Origin of the sequence: Adlercreutzia shanghongiae (assembly GCF_035830635.1) — a bacterium.
Lineage (GTDB): Bacteria > Actinomycetota > Coriobacteriia > Coriobacteriales > Eggerthellaceae > Adlercreutzia > Adlercreutzia shanghongiae.
The window spans coordinates 1-1,353 of record NZ_JAYMFI010000054.1; the positions used below are offsets into that span (position 1 = coordinate 1).

Genomic DNA, 1,353 nt, shown 5'->3' on the forward strand with positions numbered 1-1,353 from the left:
CACCACCGCCCGTGGCGTGTGGAACTTCATCTTCGCCGTGCTGGGCGCGGGCATCATCACCATCATCCTGAACACGCTGGGCTCTCAGCCCGGCATGGAGAACTGGGCTCTGTCCATTCACTTCACGACGTTCAACTGGATCGGCGCGGTTCTGCTGTGGATCATCTGCGGCCCCATCGCGCTGGGCACCCTGCTCGTGGCTGGCCGCAACCTGCCGGCTATGGACTACGGCACCATCGCTTACTGGGAAGTTCCCGTTGCCATCTTCATCGGCATCGTGATCTTCTCCGAGCCCATGACCATCAACAGCTGGCTGGGCGTGCTGCTGATTTGCGGTGGCGGCGCCTTCCCGACGGTGAAGGCCATGCTCGCTCGCAAGGGCACTGGCACGGTCGACGACAAGACGCTCGAGAGCGTCCAGGCCGAGAATCAGGCCGAGGTCGATACGCAGGACCTGCCGTAAGGTCTTTGAGGGGCGGCGCCCGCCTGGGTTGCCGCCCCTTGTTTTTGCGTCGCGAGGCGCAACCCGCATCTGAGCCGCACCGGCTCTTTTGTGGGGCTCGGCCGTTCGGTCGGGCGCTTCCTTAAGCTGGCTGGCACTGGTACAAGGAAGAACCAAGGTGTTAAGGCGCCCTTCCAAAGGGCAAGGGCGCAGGAATAGGAGGTCCGCTGTTTTCCGTGAAGCCATGGAGAAGGCGGGCCTCTCGTCTTTTGTTAGGGGGTGGTCCCTATGAGGACTACGCAAAGTAAAAAGGGGTTTGGAAAGGATCTGGGTGATTTTCATGGCATCTAGCGACACAATGGTGGCAAGCGCCCCAACGCCCGAGGAAGAGCATGCGACGTTGCGTCGTGTCGCGGTCTCGTCGTTCCTCGGGAACTTCATCGAGTGGTTCGATTATGCTTCCTACTCGTATTTCGCCACGGTCATCGCGCTCGTGCTCATGCCGCCGGGCGATCCCACGGTAGCGCTGCTCGAGACCTTCGGCGTGTTCGCGCTGTCCTTCCTGATGCGCCCGGTCGGCGCCTTCTTCTGGGGCCATATGGGCGACAAGAAGGGCCGCAAGTGGGCGCTTGCCACCTCGATCCTCATGATGAGCGCCGCGACGTTCGTCATTGGCCTTCTGCCCACCTATGAGGCTGTGGGCATTCTGGCACCCATTCTGCTGCTGTGCCTGCGCATGGTGCAGTCGTTCTCCGCTTCCGGCGAGTACGCCGGCGCGGCCACCTTCCTGGCCGAATACGCCCCGGCCAACCATCGCGGTCTGTACTGCTCGCTCGTGCCCGCCTCCACTGCCGTGGGCCTGCTCGTGGGTTCCACGCTGGCCACGGTCATGTTCATGAACTTCGGCCACG

At 62.6% G+C, this 1,353-nt stretch carries 1 protein-coding gene and 1 pseudogene; both read left to right on the forward strand.

The window, feature by feature from the left end; translation table 11 throughout:
- Positions 1-463 (forward strand): annotated as a pseudogene (locus VJ923_RS12160) (DMT family transporter); the annotation flags it as partial.
- A 319-nt stretch (positions 464-782) separates the two neighbouring features.
- Positions 783-1,353, forward strand: a 571-nt coding sequence (locus VJ923_RS12165) for an MFS transporter (RefSeq protein WP_407651381.1), incomplete at its 3' end; no start/stop codon positions are given.